This window comes from Streptomyces sp. NPDC091649, from assembly GCF_044756785.1.
Lineage (GTDB): Bacteria > Actinomycetota > Actinomycetes > Streptomycetales > Streptomycetaceae > Streptomyces.
Genome location: NZ_JBIVTR010000005.1, coordinates 71,690 through 88,805, shown reverse-complemented (window position 1 = coordinate 88,805; position 17,116 = coordinate 71,690). Strand labels below are relative to the sequence as shown.

Sequence of the window (17,116 nt, the reverse complement as noted above, 5' to 3'; positions counted from 1 at the left end):
TGTCGGACGGAGAACGAGGAGGGAGAGGGAGCCTGTTCAGGCGGCGAGCTGGGCGGCGTACCAGGTGAGGAGCTGGTCGACGGCCACGGTGACGGGCTTGAGGACGAGCTCGGCCTCGCCGTCGCGCCAAGCGCTGGAGATCTCGGCCAGGGAGGGCGTCGCGAGGGCCGTCAGGCCCGGCATGCGGGAGGCTGCGGCGAGGATCCGATCGGGGCCGGACTCCCACTGGTTGTGCTCGCGCAGGAGCAGGCGGCAGGCGAGCACGAGGTGCTTGTAGAGCTGCCGCAGTGCGGTCGGCCCCGCGTCGGCGCGTAGACGGCGCATGGTCAGGATGACCTGGGGGAGTTCCCGGACAGCGGCGAACGCCAGCTCGCCTCGGCTGATCGTCGGCAGTTCGAGGCTGGGTGCGGCATGCAGAACAGGGCTGCCCTGCTGGAGCTGGTGGAGGACGAACGCCAGGCGCGGGGTGAGGCGCCGGGCGGTCAGTTCGCCGGGGGTGACGAGGGTGGGGCCGAGGGAGGCCGCACCGCCGAGGGCGGTCCGGTACTGCTCCAGGGCCTCGTGTACCCGGCCGATGGCCTCGTGCTCGGCGATCACGAGGAGGTCCAGGTCGGACCAGCCGGCGATCCAGTTGCCCTCGCCGGGGCTGCCGGTCAGCGCGGCGAGCCGTACGCCGGGGCCGTAGGCCCGTACCGCGTCGGTGAAGTCGGCCGTCGCCGAGGCTACGGCGGCAGGCAGTCCCAGCCCGTACGGAGTGGCCGCGCGTAGCGCCGTGGGTGCGGGCGGGGCCGCGATGCGCCGGAGTCGGGCGCGGAGGGCGGCGATGCTGCCGGTGTTGTCGATGACGTGGTCGGCGAGCGCGGCTACCTGGTGGGCGCCACGGCTCATCTTGATCTCGTCCTTCGCGGCGACGGCCTGTGCCGGAGTGCCGGACCGCTCGACGCGAAGGGCGAATGAGGCGTCCAGGTAGACGATCTGGAGCGCGTCGCCCATGAGTCGCTTGAGCTCGGCGATCGAGGCGTCGTCGTGGACGGACTCGATGGTGAACAACTCCGTGTCGATGTGCGCGTCCGCGAAACGGTTCAGCTCACCGAGCAGCAACTCGGCTTGCCGACGGGGCGACAGGGCGTACGGGTCCGCGAGACCCTCTCGGTGGGCCGCCTGCCGCAACAGGAAGCCGATCTTGAAGCGTTGCGCACCGCAGGTGCGCTGGACGAACTCGGCGCTGGTGCTCTTGCCGCACTCGCTCAGTCCACCGAAGGCGAGGACCCGGCGCAGACGCCGACTCGGCTTGATCTCCGCAGGGGCGGCGTCGTCCCGGCCGTACAGCTTGAAGCGAGCCGGTACGGGGAGCCGGCGGCGGCCTGCGACGACGTCGGAGACCAGCGCGTCGAGGGCGGCGCACAGTTCCTCCCGTTGGCCGTGAAGGACGGGGACACGTCGGCGGGCCAACTCGCCCCGGGCAGCTGCCCGTTCGCTGTGCCAGGTCCTCAGTGTCAGCACCGAGAGGCGGTCGACGACGGAGGCGAGCGTCTCGGTATGCAGCGGTGCGTCGGCGCGGCCTGCGTCGGCCAGTGAGCCGAGGACCTCGTCAGCCCGCTCGGCGAGCAGGTTCCGTTCGGCGTTGAGCTGGTCGATCTCGCGCTTGCAGTCGGCGACCTGGGCGGCGGAGAGTAAGGCGCCGCGCACCCGGTCCTCGGTGTCCCACAGGCGCCCGTTGACGGTGTGGAGCCGGGTGATGGTGTCGTCCAGGCGGCTCCGGTCCTTGTTCGGGAGCGCTGCCACGGTGCGGGACAGACTGGGTGGCAGGACCAGCAGCGGGGAGTTCTGCGTCATCGGGGACTCCCGTCGGTGAGTCGGCTGAGGCCGAGGCGATCGAGCACGTCGCTGTGCACGACGTCCAAGGAACGGTCCTCGCAGTCGACGACCGAGGCGAACGCACCGTGGTCGACCTGGTGGAGCAGGACCGCGTGCAGCGTCTTCTGGTACTCCGGGTAGATCCCGGTCCAGGGGCGGCCCTCGCGGGCGCTGGTGATGACGTAACTGCGTTCGGCGTCGAATGACGGGAGCAGAAGGATGGAGGTCTCGGGTGTGGCGGACCGCGAACCGGCGATTCCCATCACGGTCTTGAACGATTCGCCGACGGTCAGCCCGTCTTTGACCACGCAGGTCGCAGCGGCCACGGCGAGAAGCATGGGCAGGCCCCGGTCCAGCAGACCCGTTCGTCCGTTCTCGCGTGCGGCGGCCCGCTTGGCATGACCGGCGAGCAGCATCTCGGTCAGCTCGACGGTCGTGGACGTCTCGAACCACCACCGGGCGTAGTCGCCTGCGGCCACCCGTGCCCAGGAATCGGGATCGTGCTCGTGGACCGCGCCCAGCGGCTGGAAGGCGTTCCACCGTTCGGCCAGCCGCACCAAGTGGGTCGTCTTGCCGACGTTGTCAGGGCCGTTGAGGCTGACGAAGTCCGGAGCTCGCGTCATCGCTCACGCCTCGCGGATCGGGGTGTCGAGGACGGAGGTGATCGCGTACGTGTTGGCGGCGATGAACTCGGCGAGCTCCGGGGGCATCAGGTTCAGGTCGCGGACCGCCTCGGCGGTGAACGGGACGCGTACCACCTCGTACTCGCCCCGTTCCGGCTTCGCGAACTCCGTTCCCGTACGCGCGTCCAGGTCCATCGACTCCAGGCGCGCGGCGAAGATGTGCTGGACGCCGACGCCGCCCTCCACCTGGTCGGTGATCAGGTGGACCAGTTCGGCGCGCGCCAGCTTGCCGCCGAGTTCCTCGAACACCTCGCGGTGCAGAGCCGACTCGATGGTCGCGTCGTCCGCCTCGACCCCTCCGCCGACCGTCACCCAGTACGGCTCCCTGCCCGGCTTGGTGCGCTTGATCAGGACCAGTTCGTCGCCGTCGAGGAGGATGGCGCGGGCATTGCGCTTGACGATATCGGTCATGCCGGTGCTCCTTCTGGTGGTGGTGCGGTAGAGAACGCGGAGGGGCTGCCTGGTGGTGGCTGGCCCCGGCGCGGTGGATTCAGCATGGAGCAAGACGGTTGCGGAGTGTGATGTACGGGCGCTGCAGCAATGCCGCAGCACTGCTGAACAAGGCTGGCTACGCTGGTCGTTCGGTCGTTCCACCGGGTGATGGACAGGGGGTGCCACGGTGGTCACGGTGCAGAGATGGTCCGGCCGGGAAGCCCGGCTGCTACGCGACGCCCTGCGAATGAGCCTGCGGGACTTCGCCGCGTACCTGGGGGTCAGCGACCGCACGGTGTCGAACTGGGAGGCAGGCGGTGCCGGCTACCAGCCTCGCGCCGAGTCTCAGGGAATTCTCGATACCGCGCTCGGTCGCGCACCCGACGAAACGAAAACCCGGTTCGCGGAAGCGCTGGGAATGAGTGACGCGGCTGCACCCGTCACAGGGCGGATAGAAGTCGACTCCCACAAATTCCTGCCGGTCTTCATCGGTGTCGAGCGCGCCGGCCGACTTCGGGAGCATCTGACACCGAGTGGGGGCGCTCAGTGGCTGGAGTCCTCCTCGACCCGACTGGACCACCCTGAGGCGCAGAGCTGTGTCCTGCACGTCTTCGCATGCGGGGTGGTCGTCTTCCACCTTGTCCAGCCGCACGAACCCGCCGCGTTGACCGACCTGGCCGTCTGGCGCTACCGCTCCTACGCGTCCGACCTTCCGTGGGCCCGGGACAAGATCCGCGAACTCCTCGAAGGGGACCACGCCGGGGCCCCCAACCCTGAATACGTTCTTTCCCTCTACTGCCTCACCTCCGGTCCGTGGGCCGGGGACGCCTACGACACCGCGCTGCGCCTGCTCTCCACTCCCTCGGTTCTGGTCGACCGCGGGGCACCGGGTGGTCCCGCGCCCTTGGCCTGCACGGTCGAGGAGTCGCTTCTTGCCACCGGCTTCGACCACCCGGACATCGTTTCCTTCGGCGTACGGGGAGTGTCCACCGCCTACGCCGGCTGGTCCGGCGTCGCCTACGCCTCCCACTCCAGCGAGCGCAGCCTCACCACCGATGAGCTGGTCGCCTGCGAGCTGACCGTCCAGGCCCTGTGGTGTTTCACCCGCCACATCCAGCAGATGGTCGAGGACGGCCAGGACCCCTCCATGCCGGAGCGGTACGGCTGGCGATTCCTGCGTGCCGCCGCTTCCCGGCTCACCACCGCCCGTGCTCAGGAGACCGCGCAACACGTCCTGATGCGGGAGGCCATCATGAAAACCAGCGGATTGGCCGAACGGCTACGCACCGCGCAGGAAGCTCTGCGCGAGAGTGACGGCTGAGAACGGGCAGGAGTGAGAGCCGATGGACATCAGCAGTGCCGCACTGGTCGTGATCGACATGCAGAACGGCTTTGTGAACCACCACAGTCGCCACGTCGTGCCCGCAGTCGCCGACCTCGTCGCCAGATGGTCCGCCGCAGGGCGGCCTGTCGTCTTCACCCGGTACTTCAACTATCCGGACAGCCCGTACGAGCGGTTCTTCCAATGGCGCCGACTCCAGCAGCCACCCGAGACCGACATCGTTCCCGAGCTCGCCGAGGCGGCGGAACACGCGCACGCAGGCGTCGACAAGACCGGATACACGCTGTTCACCCCCGAGGCCGCAGAACTGATGCGACGGGCCGGCTGGACCGACCTCGTCTTCTGCGGAATCGCCACCGAGAGCTGCGTTCTGAAGTCCGCCGCAGACGCCTTCGAGCACGGATACGCACCCTGGATCGTCACGGACGCCTGTGCCAGCGACGCCGGCCTGGACGTCCACGACGCCGGTCTGCTCGTCGCCCGGCGCCTGATCGGAACAGGCCAACTCGTGGACGCCGAGTATGTGATGGGCCAACTACATACGCGTGTGGCCGACTCGGTGCTGGAATAGCCCCATGGCCGACACACCGCTCGACACCGACCTGATCATCATCGGCGGAGGACCGGCCGGCTGCGCCGCCGCCCGCATGGCCGCCGGCGTGGGCATGCGCTCAGTCCTGGTCGAGCCGGACCGGCTGTGCCGCAATCTCTATCGGATCCCGGCCTTGAACAACGTCCTCGGCGGCCACACCAACGGCCCCGACCTGGCCGACGCCGTCGTGGCGGAGCTGAAGGGCACCGAGCTGTGCCGCATCGAACTCGGCAGGCGCGTCACTGAACTCCGCGCCGATGATGACCGGGTGACCGTCACGGTCGATACCGGTGCGCGTCTCACGGCTCCGTACGCCGTTGTTGCCACCGGCGTCGGCCCCCTCCAGCCTCATGACGTCACCTGGATCACTGCCCCCGGCGGCCGTGTCCTGCCCCCGCTCTGGGAGGCCGAAGCTGACGACGCTCAGGGGCGCACCCTCCTCGTCCTGGGTGGTGACCGCCCGATCGGCACGTTCCTGCGCGCCCATCCGGCCACGGACACCCGCCTGCTCGTGGCGTACCCGGCAGCCGACGCGTACAAGATCGAGGAAATCCGGGACGACCTCCGCGTCACCCTCGTTCCCGTCGAGCACCTGACGTTGAAGGCCGCAGAGGGCCCCCTGGTGTCGGCGGATGCAGTGGGCCAGGACGGCACGCGGCGGACGATCACAGCGGATTCGGCCTACCTCAGCATCGGCAACGCCCCGACCGCCCCGCCCGGCGATCTGACCCGGGGCCCGGACGGATACTGCCCGCCGAGCGACCAGCACCCCCGCATCATCGTGGCCGGCGACCTCCGCTCCGCCCGCTTCCAGCGGATCATGACCGCTCTGGGGTCAGGCAGCGAGGCCGCACTGCACGCCTACTACGCGGCCAGGGACGTGCCCACCAAGGGCTGAGACCACAGCGGTGGGATACGCGCGACGACCCACGCACTCGGGAAGGGATCTCCATGACCACTGAGGTCAATCCGGCGGTCGCAGCCGCCGTCGTCGTGCAGGACGGGCGGGTGCTGCTTGTGCGACGGCGCGTGTCGGAGGGCGCGCTTTCGTGGCAGTTCCCGGCAGGGAAGATCGAATCCGGCGAGAGTGCGGGGGAGGCGGCGGCGCGCGAGGCCCGGGAGGAGACCGGGCTGCTGGTGACTCCCCAGATCGTGCTCGGGCAACGGGTTCACCCCATGACCGGCTGGGAGATCCACTACATCGCGTGTAGACGCTCTGGCGGCGAAGCGGGCATCGCGAGTCCGGACGAGGTAGCAGGTCTGGCTTGGGTCGCGCACGGCGAGATCCCGCACTACGTGCCCTACGGACTGTTCAAGCCGGTACGGGACTATCTCGATGAGGCTCTACTCTCGTGATCCGGGCCAAGCCGGACACCGTCCCTTCGGGGTATATCCAGCTCGGGATCGCTGAGGCCAGCGCATTCCGTGCCGGCACCCAAGGGGCTGAGGCGTGTCAAGCCTGGTGATCAAGGCTTGCGCAAGGGAGCGTGCTTCTGGTCCGAGCCGTCGAGAACGTCGCGGGCATAGGGGGTGTCGGGTCGGGCGGCGAGATCCTGGACAGCGGCCCACTTCTCGGCGATGAGGTGTAAGAGAACGGTGCTCGAATCTGAGTCCTGGCACACTGCGTTCCGGGCGGACAGCTCAGTTCCCCGGCACAGACGGCCAGATCGCTTCGATCACCCAAGGCCGCACCACGTTCTCCAAGTCCTGCGCGAACCGATCACCGCCGCCCACCGCCAAGTGAGCCGCCCACTGCCGCACCGCGCCGGCTGCCCAGTCCGCCAACTGAAGTTGCGGATGGGCCTTGCTGTCCGCGAATTCGATCTGAGTGGCAGCAGGCCGACTGAGGCGCCCCGGACGTGCCGGGTCCGGGAGAAGGTGCGCGTCACGCAGCGTCGTTGCGTGACGGCCGATCACCTTCGACACATCGTGGACGAGGCGGAACTGGCCGAGGGACTCGCGGTAGCTGACGCACAGGCAGTAGATCGAGGTCACAGCCGGATCGAGTAGATCGCGCTGCCCGCCGGCCGCCAGGTCAACTGCGGTCTCATCGGCCACGCTCCGGCAGTACTCCAGCAGCTCTATCTGCTCGGCGAAGTCGCTGTACTGAACCGGGATCGACTTCTTGTACGCGGCCACAGCCGCAAACAGGCCGTCGGTCGAGAGACGCTGACGTACCCAGTCAACGAAAGCCTGCTGCATCTGGCGATAAGCCACAGCACCCCCGAGAACGGGCCCACACGTGTGCAGGAGTTGCGCCAGAGCCAATGCCTGCTTGTCCTCGTACAGGTTGAATCCATCCGCGTACGCCAGCGGCTCGACGAGAACGTCGACCAGCTTGGTCATCACCATGAACGGCTTGTGTACCAGTGAGCTGCGGATGCTCCCCTCAGGTAGTTGCTCGAAGGCTCGCATCAGCGCCTTCCGCCCCCGTGACGAGCGGGCGAGGGAGCCGTACTTGGGCTCTCCCTGGGTCGGTGGAAGTTGGGCACGGACCTCGTCCACGATGGACATGGCCAGCTCGTCGGGAAGGTGGACCCCAGCCACCGTGAACACGGGCTGATCAGGGTCAAGGAGGTTCTGCCCTGAATTCGAGGACTCGTCCGCGTAGACGACAGGGGGCGAGGCGAGGGGGGCATTCATTTCTGGAGCATGCCGGGAGGCAACCGAGAAGGCCACCGGTTTCGAGTCAACGCCCGCCTGGACCTGCGCCACGATCTCTCCAGCCTGCGGGGCGCGGTCGGCGTGAACGAGCGGATCGTGCTCGCCGAGGACTCCGACCGGACCATCCGCATGTGGTCCGCCTGGAGTCCCCGCCCGGCCAACCAGGAAGGCGCGGGCCGCTGACGTTACGCGACCTCGTGCGGCAGGCGCTGCGCATGAGACCCGACCGGCTGGTGGTCGGCGAGGTGCGCGGAGCTGAAGTCACCGAGCTGCTGGCCGCTTTGAACACCGGACACGAAGGCGGGTGCCTGGCTAAACATACATGCGTCCACCTCGTTGTAAGCGAAGTCGCACGCGATGGGGCCGTGCGCTCCTATCCTCCAACGATGGAGTGGAGTTCAGTCGTCAGCACGGTGACAGGCGCGGTGATCGGCGTGGGGGCCACGTGGCTAGCCGACCGGTCCAGGTGGAGCCGAGAACAGGGAGTCAATCGCACCACTGTCAGGCGCGAGCTGTACGCCGCCTACCTTGCAGCGGTGGCGCAGACGTGGAACGAGATACACGCCGCAACGATCAACAGCACGGAGCCTTGGCCGGAGCGTGCCAGTCAGGCAGCGCACGCCTATAGGAACGGCGGCATGTACGAACTGCGATACCAAGTGTCCATCACCGCTCCACCTGAGATTGTCGCGCTATCTGACACGGTGCTGCGTGGCATGCGCGATCTCGTAGAAAGCTTGGTTGCTGGACAGACTTATGACAGCTGGGCCGAGCTCAAAGAGGCCAACCGTGCATGGTTCGAAGCCTTCGACACGATGTGGGGCAAGATGCGCCTTGACCTTGACCCCGCGTCGCTGCCCCTCCCTCCTTCCGCTCCGTAGTGTTGGTCCGATGCGCCGAGCGCGGTGCTTTCCGCTCCGCTCGGAATCTCACCAACGGATGCGTTCCGCGTCTCCGCCAACACACATCGAGCAGGGACGCTTAAAAGGCTTGTCTTGACCGCTGGATAGCTTCCCGTCTCTTCTGTGTGCTCCATGTCCGTACGACTGCAAGGAGTTCAGCGCGTACGTCGCTGCTGGTCTGTGCGGGCGGGTCGGTAGGGGGCCGACTGAGGTGCTGCCGGGCCACGGCTGGTGGTCCGTTGGTTCAGGTCGGCGATACGGTGCAGCCGCCAGGCGAGAACCTCGGTGACGCTCATGGCGGTGTCCAGGTCTCGCCTTTCGGCGGCTTGGGTGAGGAGGGCGGCGGAGTCGAGGCCGACGCTGCTGGCCTGGGCGAGTGTGGCTGCCAGGGCGGGCCAGCCGGTCTCGGTGAGGATCTTCTCGGCCTGCTCGGGGAGGGCTCGGCGCACGGCGGCCGCTTGTTGGTGGTGAAGCCATTCGGGCAGTTGGGTTCCTTGTTGGTGGATCATGGCCAGCGGCCCGGCTGCAGCGGCCTGGTAAGCGGTGCGGAGGTGCTCGGCGGCCTGTGATGCGGCCTCGGCCTGTTGGGTGTGGCCGCGAGTACGGTGCCAGTGCTGCGCGGCCACGGCGGCCAGGAGGACGGCGTCGAGAAGGACTGCGAGGAGGACTCCGTCCTTCGGGGCGGGTTCACGGAGGATCGATTTCACCGCTCGGCGGGTGGTGTGGGCCTGTCGGTGCTCTGCGCGGATTCGGGAGCGACTTGTCCGCTCGAACGCGGTTGCTGCTTGCAGGAGATCGGACCGCAGGCTCGCGGGCGCTGTGAGGGGCAGGACGTCGAGGGCTTCGGCGAGGACGGTGATGTGGGCCTGCCCGGCTTCGGTGCCACCGTTGCTGAGGTGGTCGGGTGTCCGATCGATGGCGACGGTGAGGCGCCGCCAAGCTGTGGAGCCAGTGGGCACCCTCGGTGTCGTCTCAGTGGCCGTGAGGCGTTCGGCGATCCTGGGATAGGAGAGATCCGGGGCGAGGGTGGAGCCGGAGAACCACACCGGTTGGCCCTGGGCGTTTGTGTCGCCGTCGAGGGCGAGCTTGTAGCCGCGGACGTCCCCGGACGGGAAGTACTGGACGTCGATGAGGGCTCCGGCACCTTCGACGAGCCGGAAGAACTCCTCGGTGTCCGTGGCAGCTGAGAGCGCCGTGCGGGCGACGGTACGAAGGTGCTCACGTGAGGTTCGGGTGTTCCCCGTGCGGCGGGCTTTCTCCTGCTCGGCGCGGGTGGGGCGCTTGGCGGCGGTGCGGTCGCCCCGTGGGACGTGTCGGAGCCCGTACTCCTTCTCGATCGCTTCGAGTTCCTTGTCGGCGCGCAGGAAGTCGTTCCAGTTGCGGGGCGGACGGAGGTCACCTCGTACCTTGGTGGCGACGATGTGGATGTGGTCGTCGGCGTGGCGGACGGCGACCCAGCGGCATGCGTCGGGAGCACCGGCGGGTGCGATGCCGGTGGCGTCGAGGACGCGGCGGGCGATGGTTGCCCACTCGTCGTCGGACAGGTGGCGGTCCTCGGGGGCGGCGCGGATCGAGCAGTGCCAGACGTGGTTCTGCGGCGCCTTGTGGTTGGCCTGCTTGACCCTCAGGTCGAGGACGGTGGCGAGCTGGGCGAGTGTCGCGTCCGGGTCGCGGCCGGGGTCGGGGGCGAAACCGTCGAACGAGGCCACGAGGTGGGGGTCGGTGTGTTCGTTGGCTCGGCCGGGACCGTAGAGGTAGTTCAGGACGCCCCGGGTCTTGTGCCCCGGCTTGACGATGTTCGCGATCAACTAGGCCGCCTGGTGCTTTGTGGCCGCCGCGTCGGCGGCGGTGTCGACTGCGGTGGCCGCCCGCTTGACCGTGACCAGGACCCGTCCGGCCTCCGCGAGCACGGCAGCGTCAACCGGGTGGGTATGACCACCGGAGTTGAGGCGGTGGGCAACCTGGTTCACGTTCGTACCGATCTTGGCAACCTGCGCGCGCAAAGCGGCGAGCTCGTCGATCAGGTCATCGGCTGCGGTCCGATTGCCAGGCAGGACGAGGTCGTTGTCCAGGTGAGCCATGACGATCGCACCGACCAGGTGCGCACCGGCCAGACCTAGGCGACGGGCTTCGGCCAGGATCGCTTCCTTCTCGTCGACGCTGTAGCGGACATCGACACGCTCCTTACGCTGCATGTCCTGGCGGGCGCGACGCTGGGCGACACGACGCAGCGCGGCCTCGTCGGCGGCACGCCCGCCTGCTGTCCCCGGTGCGCCCTCGCGCCGGGGACCAGTCTCCGCCACTCCCGGGGCGGAGGCTTCTGCGTTGGACCGGCCCTTGGACGGTCCAACGCCATACCTTGCTCCGCCCGGGGCTGGGTGGGTGGTCGACTGAAGCTGGGGCGTGGTGGGTTCGTGAAGGGGGTGGGGCACGGGTCTCCTTGTCGGTCTGGAGGGGACAGATGGCCGTCAGCCGTGGCGAGAGGCGTGTCGTTCGGCTTTGACCGCCCGAACCATGGCCCCGGCGTGGTCGCTAGCGACGCTGTATCCGTCATCGCGTACGGCCTGCTCCAGGAGATCGCGAGACAGCCGGCCGTGCGCATCGAAGAGCCTTTGGGCGTAGCCGCGAAGAATCTCGTCGGTAGCACGGAGCTTCTGACCGGGCCGTTTCGGCTTCGGTGTGGAGTACTTGCCCGTGGTGGCTTCTGAGCGGCTGCCCGTGGGAGGAGAAGCCGCCATTCGCGGGCGGGCAGGATCCGGGCTGAAGCGGGCGGTGAGACCCGGGCGAGCGCCGGGGCCGGGTGCCTCGTTGCCCGGCTCTGAAGGGTGTGGGCAGGGCTGCTTCTGCACCCGCTCACCACCAACATTCGCCCGCTCGACGGGCTCCGCCCGAGAGCGGTCGGGCTGTGCTGCGGTCGGGCTGGCGGGCTGCCCGGAGGGCGGGGTCCAACGTCCGGGCAGGTCGATGGAGGCCAGATCAGCTGCCTGACGGCGGGTGGCGAGCTGGCGGAGCAGCCGCTCATTGCGGAGCGGGTCGGCATCGACACCCGAGCGGGCGAGGGCCTTGGACAGACGACGCACGGTGCGACGGCCCCTCCACCCGGTGCGTTGCGCGGGCGGCATCTCGGTGAGACGGGCGGCCAGTGCGACGGCCCGGCGCGTGGCCCGGTCGTGGATGATCTGGGCGGCGCCTTGGTCTCGCTCGGCGATCCCGAGGCGGGCGAGCAGCCGCTCGCGGGCTTGCCGGCTGAGGACGGCTGCGAGTCCGCGGGAGACGGAGTCGGGTGTGTGCTGGCGCAGCTCGATGCCCATGGCCAGGTGCCACAGCACTGCGGCCATTACGGGGCCTGTGAAGGCGCGCACGGTGCCCCCGACCGGGCCGGACTCGGCGTACGCGGGGATGGCCTGCACCGTGGTGATGACCCAGACCAGGACTCCGGGCAGGCCGGCCGCGTTCCTCGGCCCGTGCAGGTTCTGGCGGGCCATCAGTGCCATCGAGAACAGGGCGAGCTCAGCGGCTGCGAACATCACGACGCGTTCGGCGGTATCGCGCATGTCGAGGTGGTGGGCGGCGAACCGCCAGCTCGTGTCGGCACTGTAGGCAGTGCACACGAATGCCGCCACGGCAGCTGTGACGACTGCTGCCGAAGGCGTCCGCTTCGGATTACGGGCGGGACGACGGCTGCGCCGGGTCCTCATGCACGCAAGAAGCGCCGAGGCGGCGACGGCCAAGACGATCACGATGAGGAGCGGGCTGTCGGCGTTCGGGAGCGAGATGGTGGCGAGCGTTTCGGGTATTGCGGGGCGCATGTACGGGGCTACTCCGTGACAGGGCAGGGAAGACGATCACGGCGTTCACGGAGGGGGCGTACACGCGGGCCCCCTTCTAAAGAGGGGGCCCGCGCGTGATCGCTCGGGCGTGTGAGCGTCGTGAACGCTCGCGTGATCGCTTGACCTGCGGTTTTCTGTGAGCGTGTGCGCTGTGAGCGGTCCACGACGGTCTGCGGCTGTGGGGGCCGCGTGTACGGTCGCGTGAACGCTCCGGCAGGGCCGGGGCGGGATTCAGCCCACGGAGATGAGGTGGCGAGCGGAGGCGTAGTAGCGGGCCTGCTGGCCGCCTCCGGCCCCTCCAGCGATGCCGTCGGTCTTGGTGGCAAGGCTGCTGTCGACGAGGCGGCTGAGATGGCGTCGTGCCTTCTCGACATCGGCTCGCTCGGGATCGCCACCGACGAGGATGGTGGCCAGTTCGCGTGCGGTCAGCCCGCCCGGGGCGTTCCGCAGCAGGACGGCGGGGTCCTTGGTGGGGTCGACGGTGGTGGTCCCACGTACATGGTCGTGGGTGACATCCAGGGGGCCGACTTCGCCGGTGGCCGTCTTGAGGTGATGCAGAGTCACCGCAGGGTCGCCCGCCCTGCCGGTGACGAACAGGACGCTGCCCGCGCCGGCGGTGAACCAGGTGGACCCGTAGACCTGGTCCAGGCTGGGGCGCTGGCCGCGTGGCGCGTCGGCGGTCGCCTTGCGCTGGTGGTGCAGTTCCAGGATCTCCACCCCGTTGCGCAGAGCGCGCATACGGGCGTTATGGAAGGCGACCGCGAGGCTGTCGTCGACCATCGTGCTGACCGCGTCCTTGAGGCTGTCGATCACGATGGTGTCGGCTTGGTGGGCGGCGGCGAGGTCGGCGAGGAGGTCGGGTTCCTTGTCGAGGGTGGTGGGCAGCGGGCCCTCCCAGACCACGAGCCGCTCGCGGAGGATCTTCTCGTCGGTGGGGAAGACGCGGCGGGCCATGGCCTTGGCGATCTGTTTGGGGCGATCCATCGCCAGGTAGAGCACGCGCCTGCTGGGAGCGACAGGCATCTCCAGGACGGTTTCCGTCAGGCCGAGGCGGGCGAAGATCACCTGATGGGCCGGCGTCGTCTTGCCGACGCCCGGAGCGCCGACGATCATCAGGCTCTCGCCTGGGGCCCAGACGGTCTTCTCGCCCGTGCCCCACAAGGGCTGGGCGTTTGCGCCGCTCTCTTTGACGAACGACCATCCGTCGGTGGCGAAGCGGGACAGCCGCCCCTGTCCCGATGCGAGCGCGCGTTCCCGTTCGGCGCGTACTTCCGTCTCGACCTCGCTGCGGATCGCCTCGGGATCGGCGCCGGGCTCCCGGACCCGCTGGAGTGTGCGCACGGCTGAGGCTCCAAGGCGGCGCAGGTCCGCCTTGGCGCGGACGATCTCCGCGTGGTACTCCGCGCTGCTGGTGCCGTAGGGGGCATCGGCGAGCTGGGAAACGTAGACGGGGCCGCCCACGCGCTGCAGCTCGCCCTGCTGCTGGAGCAGCTCGGTGAGGACGATCGGATCGGTCGGCTTGTCCTCGCGATGCTGCGCGAGGAGCGCGCGCCAGATGGTCTCGTGCGCGGGCCGGTAGAAGGCGTCATCGCCGAGGATGGGCCTGACCGCGGCGATGATGCCGGGTTTGTGCATGCAGGCGCCGAGGACCGCGCACTCGGCGTCCAGGTTAAACGGCTGCTCCGTCGGGGTGGAGCCTTCGTCGAAGCGGGATGGCGTCTGGGAGGGCAGGGTCGTACCCTGGTTCACGGAGCTCCTCACCCGGCAGGCCATATGGGGCGGCAACCCCGGCCTAAGGTTTCGATCGTTCAGGGATGGATGGTTGTGCGGTGGAGCCTCTACTTCGGCCCCGGTGTTCGTAGCACCGGGGCCGCTTGCGTGTGCGGTTCCGTCCGTCGCTGTACGGCGGAGTACGACCATAGCCGAGATTTTCGGCAGCGCAATGCCTTGCATTTCAATCCGCAACGATGTTTAGTTGCGGATGCTGGTTCGATCGGATTCGTCGTCGTGGGAAGGGAGGCGCGAGTGAGTGGTGAGGAAGGCTCGGAGCGCGCTGGCCCAGGCCGACCGGTGCCGGAAGACCACGTCGCCGCACGCGTCAAGCTGGAACGCGAGGTCCGCGGTTGGAGCACGGTGAAGCTCGCCGAGGAGATGGCCGCTGTCGGTCATCCGATCAACCAATCCGCGATCTGGCGCATCGAGAGCGGCAAGCCGCGTCGCAGGGTCAACCTCGACGAGGCGCTCGGCTTCTGCAAGGTCTTCGACCTCACCATGCAGGACCTGACCGGACCGCCGGACGAGCTGGCCACGCCCCGCATCCGCCAGCTCGCACACGAGTACGTGCAGATGACGTTGGAGTACCGCCAACTGCGGGCGGCGATCGACCGAAACCAGATGCACCTGCATGAGATCGATGTCGAACTCAACGCCTACGGTGACAAGGGTCCTGAGCAGAGAGGACAGGTCGACGAACTCCTACGGCTCGAAGAACGGACCCAGCAGAGAAATCTGCACCCGTCCCGGGCGCGTATGAGGAACCAGCCACCAGCCGGCGAGTAGCCGACCACTGTCCTTTCTGTGGCGCTACGAACGCCGAGAAGCCCCACGCACGGCGAACTGCCTGCCCTCGTCGACTACCATCCACCGCCCCATCCATCCCTGAACGACGCCACCGGCCAGGCCGACGGGAGTTGCCGCTCTCGCGACGCCGCACGGCCGACGCGAGGAGCACCCCCCATGCCGCAGCCCGGCCTGCCCATTTCCCAGATAGCCCAGCTTCTGGATGTCCCAGAAGACGCCCTGCGTACTCTGATGGCCGAACGCCGCCCCAGTGGTGACACGACTCTCGTCGCTCTCACCGTCACCGAGGCTGCCCGTCGAATCGGCATCGGCCGTACCAAGCTCTACGAGTACGTCTCCTCCGGCGAGATCGTCTCCGTCAAGATCGGTAGCCTGCGCCGCATCCCAGCAGAAGCGGTGAACGACTTCCTGGCCCGTCGGCTGTCGGCGACCGATTTCGGGGCCGCCGCGTGACTCGCGCCTCCGAATCGCAGTCCCGCCAGCCCAATGGAGCCTCGTCCATCTACCTCGGCAAGGACGGCCGCTGGCACGGCCGAGTCACCGTCGGCGTCAAGGACGACGGCACCCCTGACCGTCGCCATGTCAGCCGGAAGACCCGACCCGAGGTCACCAAGGCCGTCCGCGAGCTGGAGCGCCAGCGCGACAAGGGCGCGGTGCGCAAGGCCGGCCAGAGCTGGACGCTCGCGACCTGGCTCACCCACTGGGTCGAGAACATCGCAGCGCCGAACGTCTCCGAGAACACCATCGACGGCTACCGGGTCGCGGTGAACCATCACCTCGTCCCCGGCCTCGGCGCCCACCGCCTGGAGAAGCTGGAGCCGGAGCACCTGGAGCGCTTCTACAGGAAGATGCAGGAGACCGGCAGCGCCGCCGGCACTGCCCACCAGGTGCACCGCACCCTCCGTACCGCGCTCAACGAAGCCGTGCGCCGGGGGCACGCCGTCCGGAACCCGGCGACGATCGCGAAGGCCCCGCGCCTCGAAGAGGACGAAGTCGAGCCGTACTCGGTTGAGGAGGTCCGACGCCTCCTGGCGGAGGCGGGGAAGCGCCGCAACGCGGCCCGCTGGGTCATCGCCTTGGCGCTCGGACTCCGTCAGGGCGAGGTCCTCGGCATGCAGTGGACCGACATCGACTTCGAGCTCGGAGTCATCCGTGTCCGACGAGGCCGCCTACGGCCCCGCTACGAGCACGGCTGCGGTAACCGCTGTGGGCGCAAGCCAGGCTACTGCCCGCAGAAGATCAACGTTCGGCGCGAGACCAAGAGCGTGAAGTCACGAGCCGGTCAGCGGCCCATCGGCGTTCCGGACGAGCTGATGGCTCTGCTCCGACGGCACAAGGAGCAGCAGGGCCGAGAGTGCGCTCTCGCTCGTGACCTCTGGACGGAGAAGGGGTATGTCTTCACCTCGCCGGTCGGCGAACCCCTGAACCCGAACACCGACTTCCACCGGTGGAAGGACCTGCTGAAGGCTGTTCGCGACGGCCGCCTTCACGACGCCCGACACACGGCGGCCACGGTCCTGCTCATCCTCGGGATCTCCGACGCCGTCGTCGACAGCATCATGGGCTGGGAGCCCGGCAAGTCCGCACGGATGCGCCGCCGCTACCAGCACATGACCGGCCCCGTCCTGAAGCAGACCGCCGCCAAGGTCGGAGCGCTGCTCTGGACCGTGCCCGCGGACGTGTCGGTGGAGGCCGGCTCCAGTGCCGCCGTGCGCTCCGCCTCTGCCTCGGCCGACTCAGCTCTCTACCTCGCCAACCTCGGCGGCCGACGCCTGGCCTTCGCCGCCCGTGAGCACGCGGAGCGAGTGGTTGCTCAGTGGAGTGAGGATCGGCCAGGCCAAGCCGCTCAGGTTGAGGAGATAGGGCGGGCGCAGTGGGAGGCCGAGGCAGGCGGCGGAGCCCAGCCCATCCGTCACGAGGTTCCCGACCGCCGGATGGTGCACCACGCTCATGCCGTGTTTCTGACGGGAGGAGAACGGCTCAACGTCGGGAGTCCTGCCCGATGGTCGACATGGGCCTGGGACTTCGAGCCCGATCTGTACACGGACCTGCCAGTCCGCTGGCACACTTCTCGTCGGCCAGGCCAGGAGATCGAGGCCCACGTGCGTGGCACGGACGAGAACGCGGTCTCGTCGGCCTACGGGGAGGCGTGCGCACAGGCTGTGGACCGGGCGCGTAATCCCACCACGTACGGCGATGGGCAGAGTTAGCGGCCCGCAGCGCGGAAGAACGCG

The 17,116-nt window shown here is 68.6% G+C and carries 17 protein-coding genes; 9 read left to right on the top strand and 8 right to left on the bottom strand.

The annotated features are described in order from the left end of the window. Positions 1–36: 36 nt before the first annotated feature. From ACIQMU_RS12090 to ACIQMU_RS12080, 3 genes are read right to left on the bottom strand one after another with little or no spacing between them, the layout of a single operon-like run. Complete coding sequence (locus ACIQMU_RS12090; protein ID WP_402688786.1) at positions 37–1,836, bottom strand: DUF4254 domain-containing protein; 1,800 nt, start codon at positions 1,834–1,836, stop codon at positions 37–39. Then, a complete protein-coding gene (locus tag ACIQMU_RS12085) occupies positions 1,833–2,480 on the bottom strand; it encodes a hypothetical protein (protein WP_359368676.1) in 648 nt (215 codons plus the stop codon). Before ACIQMU_RS12085 ends, ACIQMU_RS12090 begins: the two co-directional genes overlap by 4 nt. A gap of 3 nt (positions 2,481–2,483) precedes the next feature. Beyond that, entirely contained in the window at positions 2,484–2,951 is a 468-nt protein-coding gene (locus tag ACIQMU_RS12080; RefSeq protein ID WP_359368679.1) for an NUDIX domain-containing protein, read from the bottom strand. A gap of 208 nt (positions 2,952–3,159) precedes the next feature. On the opposite strand from ACIQMU_RS12080, the gene ACIQMU_RS12075 reads away from it, so the two are divergent. The 4 genes from ACIQMU_RS12075 to ACIQMU_RS12060 are packed head-to-tail and all read left to right on the top strand — an operon-like array spanning position 3,160 to position 6,262. Next, on the top strand, positions 3,160–4,293 hold the full coding sequence (locus ACIQMU_RS12075; RefSeq protein WP_402688785.1) for a helix-turn-helix domain-containing protein: 1,134 nt from the start codon (positions 3,160–3,162) through the stop codon (positions 4,291–4,293). 22 nt (positions 4,294–4,315) lie between these two features. After that, a complete protein-coding gene (locus ACIQMU_RS12070; RefSeq protein WP_402688784.1) occupies positions 4,316–4,885 on the top strand; it encodes an isochorismatase family cysteine hydrolase in 570 nt (189 codons plus the stop codon). Between the two features lie 4 nt (positions 4,886–4,889). Next, positions 4,890–5,804, top strand: a complete 915-nt coding sequence (locus tag ACIQMU_RS12065; RefSeq protein ID WP_402688783.1) for an FAD-dependent oxidoreductase — start codon at positions 4,890–4,892, stop codon at positions 5,802–5,804. Between the two features lie 53 nt (positions 5,805–5,857). Beyond that, complete coding sequence (locus tag ACIQMU_RS12060; protein WP_402688782.1) at positions 5,858–6,262, top strand: NUDIX domain-containing protein; 405 nt, start codon at positions 5,858–5,860, stop codon at positions 6,260–6,262. Positions 6,263–6,547: 285 nt separating this feature from the next. Here ACIQMU_RS12060 and ACIQMU_RS12055 read toward each other — a convergent pair whose 3' ends face one another. Next, complete coding sequence (locus tag ACIQMU_RS12055) at positions 6,548–7,549, bottom strand: DUF3800 domain-containing protein (protein WP_402688781.1); 1,002 nt, start codon at positions 7,547–7,549, stop codon at positions 6,548–6,550. Positions 7,550–7,558: 9 nt separating this feature from the next. Between ACIQMU_RS12055 and ACIQMU_RS12050 the strand changes: the two genes are divergently transcribed. Together ACIQMU_RS12050 and ACIQMU_RS12045 are read left to right on the top strand one after the other, a co-directional pair. Then, positions 7,559–7,753 carry a hypothetical protein gene (locus ACIQMU_RS12050; protein ID WP_402688780.1) on the top strand — a complete coding sequence of 65 codons (195 nt, stop codon included), beginning with the start codon at positions 7,559–7,561 and terminating at the stop codon, positions 7,751–7,753. Continuing rightward, positions 7,702–8,451, top strand: a complete 750-nt coding sequence (locus tag ACIQMU_RS12045; RefSeq protein WP_402688779.1) for an ATPase, T2SS/T4P/T4SS family — start codon at positions 7,702–7,704, stop codon at positions 8,449–8,451. The genes ACIQMU_RS12050 and ACIQMU_RS12045 overlap by 52 nt, the downstream gene beginning before the upstream one ends. Before the next feature lie 176 nt (positions 8,452–8,627). On the opposite strand, the gene ACIQMU_RS12040 is transcribed toward ACIQMU_RS12045, so the two are convergent. From ACIQMU_RS12040 to ACIQMU_RS12025, 4 genes are all read right to left on the bottom strand, one after another. Next, a complete protein-coding gene (locus ACIQMU_RS12040; RefSeq protein WP_402688778.1) occupies positions 8,628–10,280 on the bottom strand; it encodes a relaxase/mobilization nuclease domain-containing protein in 1,653 nt (550 codons plus the stop codon). After that, positions 10,281–10,667 (bottom strand): plasmid mobilization relaxosome protein MobC, encoded by a 387-nt coding sequence (gene mobC, locus ACIQMU_RS12035; protein ID WP_402688777.1) that lies wholly within the window; start codon positions 10,665–10,667, stop codon positions 10,281–10,283. A gap of 273 nt (positions 10,668–10,940) precedes the next feature. Continuing rightward, positions 10,941–12,281 carry a hypothetical protein gene (locus tag ACIQMU_RS12030; protein WP_402688776.1) on the bottom strand — a complete coding sequence of 447 codons (1,341 nt, stop codon included), beginning with the start codon at positions 12,279–12,281 and terminating at the stop codon, positions 10,941–10,943. A gap of 252 nt (positions 12,282–12,533) precedes the next feature. Then, a complete protein-coding gene (locus tag ACIQMU_RS12025) occupies positions 12,534–14,051 on the bottom strand; it encodes a DnaB-like helicase N-terminal domain-containing protein (RefSeq protein WP_402688775.1) in 1,518 nt (505 codons plus the stop codon). A gap of 321 nt (positions 14,052–14,372) precedes the next feature. Between ACIQMU_RS12025 and ACIQMU_RS12020 the strand changes: the two genes are divergently transcribed. The 3 genes from ACIQMU_RS12020 to ACIQMU_RS12010 all read left to right on the top strand — a co-directional run bounded on the left by ACIQMU_RS12020 (position 14,373) and on the right by ACIQMU_RS12010 (position 17,092). Next, complete coding sequence (locus tag ACIQMU_RS12020; RefSeq protein WP_313750818.1) at positions 14,373–14,861, top strand: helix-turn-helix transcriptional regulator; 489 nt, start codon at positions 14,373–14,375, stop codon at positions 14,859–14,861. A 177-nt stretch (positions 14,862–15,038) separates the two neighbouring features. Further along, positions 15,039–15,335 carry a helix-turn-helix domain-containing protein gene (locus ACIQMU_RS12015; RefSeq protein WP_313750817.1) on the top strand — a complete coding sequence of 99 codons (297 nt, stop codon included), beginning with the start codon at positions 15,039–15,041 and terminating at the stop codon, positions 15,333–15,335. Then, entirely contained in the window at positions 15,332–17,092 is a 1,761-nt protein-coding gene (locus ACIQMU_RS12010; protein WP_402688774.1) for a tyrosine-type recombinase/integrase, read from the top strand. The genes ACIQMU_RS12015 and ACIQMU_RS12010 overlap by 4 nt, the downstream gene beginning before the upstream one ends. Positions 17,093–17,116 lie beyond the last annotated feature (24 nt).